Annotated in this window: 6 protein-coding genes and 1 tRNA gene; all 7 read left to right on the top strand. The window is 63.7% G+C overall.

All coding sequences use genetic code 11. The features are described from left to right. The first annotated feature begins 234 nt into the window (after positions 1-234). The 7 genes from recC to folP all read left to right on the top strand — a co-directional run bounded on the left by recC (position 235) and on the right by folP (position 13,233). Positions 235-3,408, top strand: a complete 3,174-nt coding sequence (gene recC, locus RCH91_RS01750; protein WP_306532796.1) for an exodeoxyribonuclease V subunit gamma — start codon at positions 235-237, stop codon at positions 3,406-3,408. A 2-nt stretch (positions 3,409-3,410) separates the two neighbouring features. Then, positions 3,411-7,013, top strand: coding sequence for an exodeoxyribonuclease V subunit beta (gene recB, locus RCH91_RS01745; RefSeq protein ID WP_306532795.1), 3,603 nt, complete (start codon positions 3,411-3,413; stop codon positions 7,011-7,013). Further along, a complete protein-coding gene (gene recD, locus RCH91_RS01740) occupies positions 7,003-8,781 on the top strand; it encodes an exodeoxyribonuclease V subunit alpha (protein ID WP_306532794.1) in 1,779 nt (592 codons plus the stop codon). The genes recB and recD overlap by 11 nt, the downstream gene beginning before the upstream one ends. Before the next feature lie 75 nt (positions 8,782-8,856). Further along, a tRNA-Met gene (locus tag RCH91_RS01735) sits at positions 8,857-8,933 on the top strand. A gap of 85 nt (positions 8,934-9,018) precedes the next feature. Beyond that, entirely contained in the window at positions 9,019-10,422 is a 1,404-nt protein-coding gene (tilS, locus tag RCH91_RS01730; RefSeq protein WP_306532793.1) for a tRNA lysidine(34) synthetase TilS, read from the top strand. Between the two features lie 100 nt (positions 10,423-10,522). Further along, entirely contained in the window at positions 10,523-12,349 is a 1,827-nt protein-coding gene (gene ftsH / locus RCH91_RS01725; RefSeq protein ID WP_306532792.1) for an ATP-dependent zinc metalloprotease FtsH, read from the top strand. Next, on the top strand, positions 12,349-13,233 hold the full coding sequence (gene folP / locus RCH91_RS01720) for a dihydropteroate synthase (protein ID WP_306532791.1): 885 nt from the start codon (positions 12,349-12,351) through the stop codon (positions 13,231-13,233). Before ftsH ends, folP begins: the two co-directional genes overlap by 1 nt. Positions 13,234-13,265 lie beyond the last annotated feature (32 nt).

The raw sequence follows: 13,265 nt of genomic DNA, 5'->3' as shown, positions 1-13,265 counted from the left end.
AAAAGCGTATAGTCTTATGTTTCCGGTGGCGGCGGCGTCGAGACGTATTGTGACGTATCGCTGATGAATAATCCACTAAAAGCATTGAAACACGGAGCAACGGAGCAACGGAGAAAAATCTGAGGAAATGCGTTCTGTTTCCGGTAAGAAACAAATCACGTAACGTGGTATTGATTGGTTTTCTCCGTGTGCTCCGTTGCTCCGTGTTATTACTCAATCCGTTACGGAGACCCCATGCCCCTTTCCCTCTACTCCAGCAATCGGATGGAGCACCTCGTCGCCCGGCTTGGCGAGGTGTTGCGGCGCCCCCTGGCCGATCCCCTGGCGCCGGAAGTGATCGTCGTCCAGAGCAAGGGGATGCAGCGCTGGCTGGCCATGGAGCTGGCAAAGGCAACGGGGGTCTGGGCCAACGGGGTCTATCCCTTTCCCAACTCATTTGTCTGGGATCTGTTCAGGAATGCCCTGCCGGAGCTTCCCGCCATATCCCCCTTCGATCCGGCGGTGCTGTCGTGGCGGGTCATGGAGCTTCTCCCCGGTTTCCTCGTCCGAACGGAGTTCGCCCCCCTGGCGGGATACCTGGCGGGCGGACAGCGGGAGCTGAAGCTCTACCAGCTTGCCGGCAAGATCGCCGATACCTTCGACCAGTACACCATCTTCCGTCCCGACATGATCGCCCGCTGGGAAAGGGGAGCCGAAAGCAACTGGCAGGCCATCCTCTGGCGGGCCCTCGCGGCTCAGGGGAAGGGGCTCCACCGGGAGGCGGTGCGGAGCGATTTCTTCCGGCGCCTCTCCCGGGGAGAGGTGGACCCGGCCCTTCTCCCGGAGCGGATCACCGTCTTCGGCATCTCGTACCTCCCCCAGTTCCATCTGGACGTCTTCCGGCGCATTGCCGACCTCACGGAAGTGAACCTCTTCGTCATGGGCCCCTGCCGCGAGTACTGGGCCGACATCCTCCCCGAGTGGATCATTGCCCGCCTCTCTCCGGAAGAGCGTGAGGTGCGGATCGAGGGGAACCCTCTCCTGGCTTCCCTGGGGCTCCTGGGGAAGGAGTTCTCGGACACCCTCGTGGAGTTGGGCGCCACGGCCGGCGGCGACACCGACCTCTACGGCGAGGCGACCGATACGTCGCTCCTCGGCATGGTGCAGAACGACATCCTCCGCCTGGAAGGGAGTGGCGGGGAGAAGCGGCCCGTGGACACCGCGGACCGCTCCATCCTTATTTCATCCTGCCACAGCCCCATGCGGGAGGTGGAGGTGCTCCACGACACCCTCCTGAACCTCTTTGCGACGTCAGGCGACCTCTCGCCCCGCGACATCCTCGTCATGACGCCGGATATCGAGACCTACGCCCCCTACATCTCCGCCGTGTTCGACGGGTGCCAGGACCCACGGCTGAAGATTCCCTATTCCATTGCCGACCGGAGCATCCGGAGGGAAGGGGGTCTGGCGGAGACCTTTCTGGCGATCCTCGACCTTCCCGGCAAGCGGTTCCCGGTGACAGCGGTCACGGAGATCCTGGCCTCGCCCCCGGTCCACGACCGGTTCGGCCTCGACGCCGGCAACCTGGAACTGACCCGTACCTGGCTGGAGGAGACCCGCATCCGGTGGGGGATGGACGAGGAGGAGCGGTGCCGGGCCGGATTCCCTCCCTACCGGGAGCACAGCTGGCGGGCCGGCCTCGACCGGCTCCTGCTGGGATACGCCATGCCCGAGGAGGATGGCCGGATGGTGGAGGGGATCCTCCCCTTCGACGCCATGGAAGGGGAGGGGCCGACGGTCCTCGGCCGGTTCGCGGGCTTCGTTGAGGGGCTCCACGCCCTGGTGGACGAACTGGACCGTCCCCGCACCCTGACGGAGTGGGTGCGACTCTGCCGGCGGGTTCTCGATGACTTCTTCGCCCCAGGGGATGAAGGGGCCTTCGACCTTGCCACCCTGAACGGCATTCTCGCCGAGCTGGAAGGGGTGCGGGACGAGGCGGGGTTCAGCGGAGAGGTGGAACTGTCGGTGATCCGGGCCTGGCTCCGGGGGAGGCTCGACCGGGAGGTGCGTGGGCTCGGCTTCATGACCGGAGGAGTCACCTTCTGCGCCATGCTCCCCATGCGGAGCATCCCCTTCACAGTCATTGCCCTCCTGGGAATGAACGACGGGGCATTCCCGCGCCAGAATCGTCCCCCCGGCTTCGACCTGATTGCCCGGGATCGGCGGCGGGGAGACCGGTCCCTGCGGGACGAGGACCGCTACCTCTTCCTGGAGGCCCTCCTCTCGGCCCGGCGGCATTTCATCATCAGCTACACGGGACAGAGCATCCGGGACAACAGCGTCCTTCCTCCGTCGGTCCTTGTGGACGAGTTCCTCGACTACCTGGGGCGCCGCTTCACGGACGGCTCCCCGGATTTTCCGGCGGCCCTCGTGGCGAGGCATCGTCTCCAGCCCTTCAGCCCGGCCTACTTCACCGGAGACGGACCTCTCTTCAGTTACTCGGAGGAGAACCGCCGGGCCGTGGCCCAGCGCCTGAAGGGCAGCATGACCGTGCCTCCCTTCGTCACGGAGCCCCTGCCGGAGCCCCCGGAGGAGCTGCTGACGGTCTCCCTCGCCGGCCTCCTCTCCTTCTTCGACAACCCGGCCCGCTATTTCGTGCGGACCCGGCTCGGGATCCGGCTTGACGAGCTCCCGCCCCCCCTCGACGATCGGGAGCCCTTTGCCCTGGACTCCCTCGACGCCTACAGGCTCAGAGGGGAGATGCTCGAATTGGCCCTTGGGGACAAGGATCCCCTGACAATCTTACCCGTGGCCCGGGCGAGGGGGGTGCTCCCGCCGGCCCGCCAGGGGGAGCTCATGTTCCGGGAGCTCGGCGACGGGGTGCAGGAGCTGGCCCAAAGGATCAGGGGACTGACTGGAGGGAGGGACCCCCTGGGGTCTCTTCCTGTTGACTTGGCGATTGGCCCGTACCGGATAACCGGGACCCTGGTTGACATCTGGCCCGATGCTCTCTTGCGCCATCGCGGTGCGAAACTCTCGGGGCGCGATCAGGTGCGGCTCTGGATCGAGCATCTTGTGCTGAACCTTCTCATCTGTGAGGGGTATCCGACTGCAAGCATTCTTGTTGCAACCGATACCACCATATGCCTTGAGCCGGTGAAGGAGCCCCTCACGCATCTGGAGACTCTCCTCGAACTCTACGGAGAAGGGCTCCGGGAGCCGCTCCGGTTTTTTCCCCGCACGGCGGCCGCCTACGCGCGAAAGAAGGAACTCTCCGCCGCCCGTACCGTCTGGGAGGGGGAACGCTTCCCCGAAAACGACGACCTCTATTACCGGCTCTGCTTCGGCGCCATTGATCCCCTTGACAGGGAGTTCGAGCGGATCGCCCAAGCCGTCTTCGGGCCCCTGGCCGTCCACCGGGGGGAGTAACTATGGAGACCTACAACAATCTGACAATCGCCCTCACGGGGCGCAACCTCATCGAGGCCAGCGCCGGTACCGGCAAGACCTACGCCATTGCCTGTCTCTACCTGCGGCTCGTGGTGGAGAAGGGGCTCACCCCGGAAGAGATCCTCGTGGTCACCTTCACCGAGGCGGCCACCAAGGAACTCCGCTCCCGCATCCGCGAACGGCTTCGGGAGGCCCGCGACGTCTTTGCCGGGGCCGGGACGACGGATGGCTTCCTCTTGGGAATGGGCGACCCCGACCGGGAGGAATGGCCGGGGACGGATATGGCCCTCGGGCGCCTCGACCTGGCGCTGCGGACCTTCGACTGCGCAGCCATCTCCACCATCCACGGTTTCTGTTCCCGGGCCCTGCAGGAGAACGCCTTCGAGAGCGGCTCCCTCTACGATACGGAGCTTCTGACCGACCAGGCCCCCCTTATCCAGGCGATCGTGGACGACTTCTGGCGCCAGACCTTTTTTGGCGCCGAGGCGCCGCTCCTTCCCCAGGCCCTCCGGCTTAAGTGGTCCCCCGAAGGGCTTGCCCGCTTCCTTCGGGGAAAGCTCGGCAATCCCGAACTGGTGCTCGCTCCCCTTTACACCGAGGGGGAAGTCGCGGCGCTCGTGGGGGAGTGCGAGTCAGCCTACACTGAGCTGACCCGCCTCTGGGAGGCGAAGCGGGGGGAGATCGAGGAGATCATCACCACCCACAAGGGATTGAGCCGCTCCCGGAACAACTATCATCCCGAGCTGGTCCCCTGCCTCGTGGACGGAATGGCGGCCTATGCGGCCGGGAGGAACCCCTGGTACCTCTGCGACGGCTTCGGGAAGTTCACCACCACCTTCATCCGCGGTCAGGCCATGAAGCGGAACGAACCGCCGGCGCACCCCTTCTTCGACCTGTGCGACCGGCTGCTCCGGCTTGTGGAAAAGCGCTACGTGGCCCTGAAGGGGAGCCTCTGCGCCCTTGCCCGGGAGCGGCTTCCCCTCCTCAAGGCCGAACGCGCCATCCGCTCCTACGACGATCTCCTCGTGGATCTCTACCGGGCGCTCCAGGGGGCCACGGGGGGCGAACTGGCCGAGCGGCTCAGGACCCGGTACCGGGCCGCTCTCATCGACGAGTTCCAGGATACCGACCCGGTTCAGTACCGGATCTTCCGGCAGATCTACGCGAACGAAACTGCCCCCCTGTTCCTCATCGGCGACCCCAAGCAGGCGATCTACAGCTTCCGGGGGGCCGACATCTTCGCCTACCTGGAGGCGCGGGACGACGTGCCCGCGGCGCTCCGCTTCACCATGGGGGAAAACTGGCGATCTACCCCTGCCATGGTGGAGGGGGTGAATGCCCTCTTCCGCCAGAAACAGGAGTCCCCCTTCGTCGTGGAATCCATCGGCTACCCGGCGGTGACGGCGGCGAAGAAGGAAGAGCCCCTCGTCCTCCAGGGGCGTGATCCGGCTCCCCTCCAGCTCTGGTTCATGGGACGAACCCCGGAGGATGGTGCGTGCATCTCCCTTGGGGCTGCCAAGGGGCGGATCGTTGCTGCGGTTGCCGCCGAGATCGCCGGCCTCCTTGCTGACGGCCGGGAGGGGAGGGCGACCATCGACGGAACAGGGGTCGTGCCCGAGGATATTGCCGTCATCGTCCGGAGTCACGACCAGGCCGCCCTCATGCAGGAGTCGCTGCGGGGGCTCGGCATTCCATCGGTGGTGCAGAGCGCCATGGGTCTCTTCGCAACCCCCGAGGCGGGGGAGATTTGTCGTGTGCTGGAGGCCATCGCCGAACCCTCCAGCGAGACCAGGGTGCGGGCGGCCCTAGCCACGACCCTCTTCGGCGTTTCGGGAAATGCCATCGCCAGACTCCTGGACGACGAGAGGGGATGGGAAGAGCGCCTTGCCGCGTTCCGGGAGTACCAAGATCTCTGGCAGGGGCGTGGCTTCATGACCATGTTCCGGACGCTCCTTGCCCGAGAGGGGGTTCGGGAGCGGCTCCTTCCCCTCGTTGACGGCGAGCGGCGGCTCACCAACGTTCTCCACTGCGGCGAGGTGGTTCACGAAGCCGCCACGGCGGGGGGGCTCGGCATCGATTCTCTCTGCGCCTGGTTCGGCGAGCGGGTGAACTCCCCACCCTCCAATGAAGAGTACCAGATACGGCTCGAGTCGGACGAGAAGGCGGTCCGGATCGTGACCATCCACGTAAGCAAGGGGCTCGAATACCCCATAGTCTTCTGCCCCTTCTCCTGGGGGGGGGTCCGGGATGACGGCGACACGGCCGTCTGCCACGACGGCTACCGGATGGTGGCCGACTTCGGCTCCGACGAGTTCGAGGCCCGCCGCCTGAAGGCACGGACCGAGTCCCTTGCCGAGAACGTCCGGCTCCTCTACGTGGCGCTAACCCGGGCCAGGCACCGCTGCTACCTGGTCTGGGGGAAGTTCCGCTACACAGAAACGTCAGCCCCCGCCTATCTCCTCCACTCACCGGACGATTACGAGAACGACGACATTACCGCGGTCCTCGGGGAGGTGATGAAGGATATCCCCGATGCGACGCTGGTGGCGCGGCTCGCGGAACTGCGGAAGGAAGCGGGAGGGGCCATTGCGGTCACCGTTGATCCTGAACCCGTGGCCGGGAGTTTTCTGAGCGAGCCGAAGACGATCGCCGTCACCGGCTGTCCGCCGTTCCGGAGGCGGATCGAGACCGACTGGCGGGTGACGAGCTTTACCTCCTTTGCGGCCCACCATCGCCCGGAGGAAGAACTCCCCGACCGGGACCAGGCCGCCGCCGTCGTCGCCGAACCCGCACCGGAAGTGGAGGAGTCTGCGCCGGTGGATGGTACTATCTTCGCCTTTCCCCGGGGCCCCCAGGCGGGGATCGTCCTTCACGCCGTCTTCGAGAAGCTCGACTTTACCGATACCCTCCCCAAGAAGGTGCAGGACATAGTTGCCCGGGAACTGGAGCGACACGGCTTCGGCGTCGAGTGGTGCGGGGCGGTCTGCGCCATGGTCCAGAACGTACTGGCGTCGCCTCTCGCAGGGGGGGATAGAGTATTCAGACTCGCCGACCTGGCGCCGAAAAGCTGGCGCACCGAGCTCGAATTCTTCTTTCCCTTGCGGTTCGTGGGTTCCGGGCAGGTTGCCGCGATCCTGCGCCGCTGGGGTGTTCTCCCCGCCGGCGCCGATCTGGGGGAAGTGGCCGCGCGCCTCGATTTCGCGCCGGTGCAGGGTATGGTGCGCGGTTTCGTCGACATGGTCTTCCAGCACGACGGCCGGTTCTACCTTGTCGACTGGAAGTCGAACCACCTGGGGAACCGGATCGAGGAGTACGGCCGTGAGAATCTCGCCCGGGAAATGGAGCGCAAGCTCTATCCGCTCCAGTACCTCCTCTACACGGTGGCCCTCAACCTGTATCTCGCACAGCGGGTTCCGGGGTATCGGTACGAAACCCACTTCGGCGGTGCCCTCTATGTTTTCCTCCGGGGGGTCGACCCGGGACGGCCAGGGTCAGGCATCTATCGTGATATCCCCCCTGCGGGGCTCATCAGCGACCTGACCTCCTGCCTGGTTGCATTCAAGGAGCAGCTCGATGGCGACTGAAACCACCGAATATCGGGACATTGACTACCGTTTCGCCGATTTCCTCTGTCGCCTCGCCCGGACGGAGGGGGGTGACCTGCGCCGGGCCGCGCTCCGCCTAAGCAGCGCCGTGGGGCAGGGGCACATCTGTCTCGATCTCTTCAATGAGGCTGAGGATGGAGAGGAGTGCGGCCGGCTTGCCGCCGCCCTGAAGGCATCCGGAGTGGTGGGTTCTCCCGGCGAGTACGTCCCCCTGGTCCTCGACGATAGCCGCCTTTATCTCTACCGTTACTGGAAATATGAGTCCGAACTTGCCGAAAAAATAATAAAAAAGGCGGCACATCGAAACCCGGTCGATGTGCCCCTTCTCCGGGATGGAATAATCCGCCTCTTTGGCCCCGTGGATGACGGTGAGACCGACTGGCAGCGGATTGCTGCAGCTGCGGCGGTTCGAGGCGGCTTTACGGCCATCTCCGGTGGGCCGGGTACCGGCAAGACTTCGACGGTCGTCAAGATCATTGCCCTTCTCCTGGAGCAGTCAGGCGGTGATGGGATGCGCGTCGCCCTCACGGCTCCGACTGGCAAGGCGGCGGTGAGGCTCAAAGAGTCGATTCGCGGTGCCAGGGAGCAGCTTGCCGATGCAACTCCCGTGAAGGACCTGATACCCGAGGAGGTGGCGACAATCCACCGGCTCCTGGGAGTCATCCCCGGATCTCACCGTTTCCGGCACCACGAAGACAATCTTCTCCCCTACGATGTGGTGGTTGTCGACGAAGCCTCCATGGTGGCACTCCCGCTCATGGCACGCCTCGTGGCAGCCATGGCGCCGGAGGCCCGGCTTATCCTCCTAGGTGATCGGGACCAGCTCGCATCGGTGGAGGCAGGCGCTGTGCTCGGCGACATCTGCGACACGGAGAGCCCCGATGGGTTCTCCCCGGAATTTTGCCGCTTCATCGAAGACACCGCAGGCGAGCATCTGGAAGGAGCCGAAACGGATGCTCCACGTCCCCCCCTCGCGGACTCCCTCATCTTTCTCCGGAAAAACTTCCGGTTCGGCTCCGGCAGCGGCATCGGCGCCCTGAGCCGGGCTGTGAACGACGGGGAGGCGGACGCGGCGCTGGCGATCCTTCGCAAAGGGGGTGCATCCGGCCTAACATGGCGTGAGACACCATCCGTCGAGACACTGGAACAAACGCTCGCATCTGAGGTCGTGGCCGGATACGTCTCGTATCTCTCCCGTGATGACCCCGCTGCAGTCCTCGCCGCCTTTGATCGATTCAGGGTGCTCTGTGCCGTTCGCGAGGGGCGGTACGGTGTCACCGGTTTGAACGAAGCAATCGAGCGGATCCTTGCCGGCAGAGGGCTCATCACTCCAAACAGTGGCTGGTACCGGGGCCGCCCGGTCATGGTGACCGTCAACGATTACGCCCTGCGGCTCTTCAACGGTGACGTCGGCATAACCCTTCCCGACCCGGATAACCCCGGGAGCCTCGCCGTCTTCTTCCCTTCCGCCGGAGAGGGGGTCAGGAAGGTGTCTCCCCTGCGGGTGCCCCGGCACGAAACGGTCTTCGCCATGACGGTTCACAAGAGCCAAGGCTCGGAATTTGACGAGATACTCCTGGTGGCCCCCCCCTACGAGAGCCCGGTGCTGACGCGGGAGCTCCTCTACACCGGCATCACCCGCGCCCGGACAGCCGCCGGACTCTGGTGCGCGGAGGAGATTTTTAGCGCTGCCGTTTCCCGTCGGATCGAGCGCAGGTCGGGGCTCCGGAAGGCCCTGAAGGGGTGATGGAAGCGAGTTTCGCAGGAGAGCTTTTTTCTTGACACACAAAAAAAGATGGGGTAGATAAGACGTCTCTTTTGCGGCGGTGTAGCTCAGCTGGTTAGAGCATACGGCTCATATCCGTAGTGTCCGGGGTTCAAGTCCCTGCACCGCCACCAATTACCTAGAAAAACCCCTCTTCGCCAAAGAGGGGTTTTTTCGTTTCCGCGCCCCCGTAGCCAGGTGCGCCCCTGGAGTGAGCCGATGAAATCGGTCCTCGCGAAAGTTTTCGCCTTTGTCGGCGAGCATTCCCTTTTCTCCCCCGGCGACACGGTAGTGGTTGCCGTTTCCGGCGGCCCCGACTCCGTCGCCCTTCTTGATATTCTCCTCGGTCTCCCTGATCTGCGCCTGAGTCTTGTTGTCGCCCATCTCAATCACTGCCTGCGCGGCGTTGAATCCGACGGAGACGAGCGTTTCGTTGCTGATCTCGCCGAATCCCGCAGCCTTCCTTTCGTAGGTGAAAGAGTCGACGTGCGGGACCTGAGTCTCCGGGAGCGCCTCTCCCTGGAGGATGCAGGCCGCCGCGCCCGCTATGAATTTTTCGACCGGGTGGCGACATGCTATGGCGCCCGGTCCGTGGCGCTCGCCCATCACGCCGACGACCAGGCCGAGACGCTCCTGCTGCGTCTTCTCCGGGGGGCCGGCGTCACGGGTTTGGCCGCCATGTCTCCCCGCAGGGATGGCCGGTACGTGCGGCCGCTCCTCTCCCTCTCCAGGCAGGAGATTGAAGGGTACCTCCACGCCAGGGGGGTTCACTCCCGCATGGACTCATCCAACGCTGATACGGCCTTTCTCCGCAACCGTATCCGCCACGAGCTCATCCCCCATCTTGCCCGTTTCAACCCCGAGATTTCCCGTCGACTTGCGGTCACTGCCGATCTTCTGGCCGCCGACGAGGAGGTGCTTGAAACCGTTGCCGCAGAGGCCCTGGGGCGGACGGTGCGGGAGGAGAGCGCCGGGCGAATGACTCTCGATGTCACCAAACTCCTCAGGGAGTCGAGGGGGGTGCGCTACCGGATCTACCGGCGGGCTTTGGCCCTCATCGGGGGTGGGCTGCAGGGAGTATCCTTCAGCCACGTGAGGCAGATCGACGATCTCGTCCACTCGCGGAAGCCGAATCTCAGAGTCGTTGTGCCCGGGGAGATAACGATCGTCCGAGCCTATGACGTGGTGAATTTCAGTGCGGGTGATGTTGAAGCAGTGTGTGAAGGGGAGTTTCTTGTGGAGGGGCCGGGGTGTTACCCCTTGCCCGCTGGTGGCGAGCTAGTGGTGGAGGTTGCGCCGCCTCCTGATAATGTGGCAACATTGCCCCCCGAACGGGCCTGCTTCGACCTTGACTCTGCTCCGTTTCCCTGGGTGGTGAGGGGGTTCCGTCCCGGCGACCGGATCAGGCCCCTTGGTATGACGGGGACCAGGAAGGTGAAGGATCTCTTCATAGACGAGAAGGTGCCGCTGGGACTTCGTCGGTTGGTTCCCCTGGTTTTCAGTAACGGCGAGCTCGTCTGGGTCTGCGGTTTCCGGACCGGACATCCCGCATGCGTCACCGAAAAGACGGTCCGCACTGTGCTCTGCGAGGTCCGCGCCACCCCGGGAATTGCCTTGAAATGACTTGTCAACCGGCACACGTTATGATAGCTATTTCAATTAATCAGATACATCGTGAATACAATGGCCAACATGGCCTTAGGACACATCCACGGGGGTAACCTTGAACCAGTTCTACAAAAACCTGGCGCTCTGGCTTGTGATCAGCTTGATGATGATTCTTCTCTTTAATCTGTTCAACAAACCTCGTACCACCCATGAGCGTCTGAGCTACAGCGACTTCATTGCCGCTGTGGATGCGGGGAAGGTGAACGCGGTCACCATTCAGGGAAGCGAGATCATCGGCAAGTTTGCCGACGGCAAGGAGTTCAGAAGCTACAAGCCCATGGACGCCACGCTCTCGGATAAGCTTCTCGAGAAGAAAATCAGCATCTCCGCCAAACCGGAAGAGGAGAAGGTCTCCTGGTTCTCCATCTTTATCTCCTGGTTCCCGCTCCTCTTCCTCGTCGGGGTCTGGATCTTCTTCATGCGCCAGATGCAGGGCGGCGGCGGCAAGGCCATGGCCTTCGGCAAGAGCCGCGCGAAGCTCCTCACCGAGGCCCAGGGACGGCTCACCTTCGAGGATGTGGCCGGGGTTGACGAGGCCAAGGAGGAACTGGAGGAAATTATCCAGTTCCTGAAGGATCCTAAGAAGTTCACCAAGCTCGGTGGCCGCATTCCGAAAGGCGTGCTCCTGGTGGGCCCTCCGGGGACTGGCAAGACGCTCCTGGCCCGTGCCGTGGCCGGCGAGGCGGGGGTTCCCTTTTTCTCGATCTCCGGCTCCGACTTCGTCGAGATGTTCGTGGGTGTCGGCGCCTCCCGGGTCCGCGACCTCTTTGTCCAAGGTAAGAAGAGTGCCCCCTGCATCATCTTCATTGATGAGATCGATGCGGTCGGTCGTCACCGTGGGGCAGGCCTCGGCGGCGGCCACGACGAACGGGAGCAGACCCTCAACCAGCTCCTGGTGGAAATGGACGGCTTCGAGTCAAACGAGGGGGTCATCCTCATTGCCGCTACCAATCGCCCCGATGTCCTCGATCCGGCCCTGCTTCGCCCCGGCCGCTTCGACCGCCAGGTGGTGGTCCCCCAGCCCGACGTGAAGGGCCGGGAGATGATCCTCAAGGTCCATACCAAGAAGACCCCCTTGTCGCCCAACGTCAATCTCGGCATCATTGCCCGCGGCACCCCTGGCTTTTCTGGTGCAGATCTGGCCAACGTGGTCAACGAGGCGGCGCTTCTCGCCGCCCGCAAGGACAAGAGCGTGATTGATATGTCGGACTTTGACGACGCCAAGGACAAGGTCCTCATGGGTGTGGAGCGCCGGAGCATGGTCATCTCGGAAGACGAGAAGAAGAATACCGCGTACCACGAGGCGGGCCATACCCTGGTGGCAAAGCTCATCCCCGGAACCGACCCGGTCCACAAGGTCTCTATCATTCCCCGCGGCCGTGCTCTCGGGATTACCATGCAGCTCCCCAGCGAGGACAAACACAGCTACTCGAAGGAGTCGCTCCTCAACCGCGTTGCCGTTCTCATGGGAGGCCGCGCAGCCGAGGATATCATCTTCGGAAGCCTGACCACCGGCGCGGGCAACGATATCGAGCGGGCCACCGAGCTTGCCCGCAAGATGGTCTGCGAGTGGGGCATGAGCGACAAGATGGGCCCCGTCTCCTTCGGCAAGAAGGAAGAATCGATCTTCCTGGGCCGCGACATGTCCATGCACAAGAACTACAGCGAGGCCACTGCGGTTGAAATTGACGGAGAGATCCGCAGGATCGTCGAGGAGAGCTACAGCCGTGTTACGACGCTCCTGAGAAACAACATCGACGTGCTTCACAAACTCTCCTTGCAGCTTATCGAGAAGGAGAACCTGACTGGCGACGAGGTCGACCAGATTATCAAGTCCGTCAGCGGGCCGGCGCCGGTTCCTGAGGGAACTCCCGCCGCCTGATGACGAGCGGTTACAAACAATCAGGCAATGCATCGTTGCCGTCTTCATGGCGGTTAGCGGGGAGATCCCTCGACCTCTCCCAACGTCCCTGCATCATGGGGATCCTGAATGTGACCCCCGATTCCTTTTCTGACGGCAGTCGGTATCTTGATCTTGATCGTGCCGCGGCGCGCGCCTTCCGGTTGGTGGAGGAGGGGGCGGACATTATCGACATAGGGGGCGAGAGTACCCGCCCCAATGTTGCACCGGTGGATGCCGAAGAGGAGTTGCGGCGGGTCGTTCCGTTGGTGGAGAGGCTTTCGGGGCGCATTCCGGTGCCGATTTCGGTGGACACTTACAAAGCGGTTGTGGCCCGCGAGGCGCTCCGGGCCGGCGCCGAAATCGTGAACGACATAAGTGGTCTCACCTTCGACCCGGCCATGGCCACCACGGTGGCGGAGGCTGCTGCGGGACTGGTGGTGATGCACACCCGCGGCAGGCCCGACTCCATGCAGAAGGATACCACCTATGGCGACCTGATCGCCGAGGTTCTCGACTCCCTCCGCAACTCCGTTTCCACAGCTGTGGCCGCTGGTGTTGCGAAGGATCGGATTGTCGTTGATCCGGGAATCGGTTTCGGCAAGAGCGTCCCGGGCAATCTGGAAATTCTCCGGCGACTCGGGGAATTTGAAAGCCTGCACCTGCCCATTCTTGTCGGCACATCACGCAAATCGTTCATCGGCACTGTTCTCGGCCGCGACGTGGATGACCGGCTTTTCGGCACAGCCGCCACGGTGGCCCTTGCGCTCGCTAACGGCGCCTCCATCATTCGGGTACACGACGTGCGGGAGATGCGTGATGTGGCCGACATGACCCATGCCGTGCTGCACCCTGACGCCAGTTGACCCGTTGGACGATCCTTCCGGGCGGTGACTCC

The sequence above is a fragment of the Geobacter sp. genome (genome assembly GCF_030834625.1).
Taxonomy (GTDB): domain Bacteria; phylum Desulfobacterota; class Desulfuromonadia; order Geobacterales; family Geobacteraceae; genus Geobacter.
Note: the sequence above shows the minus strand (reverse complement) of the source record. Positions and strands in the feature narration are given on the sequence as shown.